This is a genomic window from Pseudomonas sp. I2, from assembly GCF_040984075.1.
Classification (GTDB): Bacteria; Pseudomonadota; Gammaproteobacteria; order Pseudomonadales; family Pseudomonadaceae; genus Aquipseudomonas; species Aquipseudomonas guariconensis_B.
In genome coordinates, this window is record NZ_JBCGFQ010000163.1 from 1 (window position 1) to 440 (window position 440).

General features: G+C 49.5%; 1 protein-coding gene. It reads left to right on the top strand.

The genetic code is table 11. The features are described from left to right. Window positions 1-342: sensor histidine kinase (locus tag WCE05_RS26055; RefSeq protein ID WP_368816848.1), on the top strand; the 342-nt coding region annotated here is incomplete at its 5' end. Between the last annotated feature and the right edge of the window lie 98 nt (window positions 343-440).

The following is a 440-nucleotide window of genomic DNA, read 5'->3' on the forward strand; positions in this document are numbered from 1 at the left end:
GGCATACACGTACCAATCGAGGCGATGGGGATGTGGCACGGACATCGCGATTCATTGCAACGACTCATCGTCATCTTCATCGATAACAGTTTAAAATATGCGACCGATACGCATGTGACGATGACCCCGAACCGCATCGAAGTACGCGACCGTGGAGTGACACTGAGTGAGGTGGATCGGGCGCGTTTATTCGACCGTTTCTATCGACTTGATGAAGCGCGAGATCGAAGCGGGAGTGGACTTGGACTTGCCATCGCCAAGGAAGTAGCGGACTTGAACGGATGGGTGATCGGCAGTTATGCGAACGCCCCGGACGGTAGCGTCTTTTACGTCACAAAATAATAAAACTTTCGCAGATTCTCATCATTTTCTAATGGAATCCTTGTGGTGTTCTAAGGTCACCGTTCTATGATGAAGATGTAGAACAAGTTCACCAGATG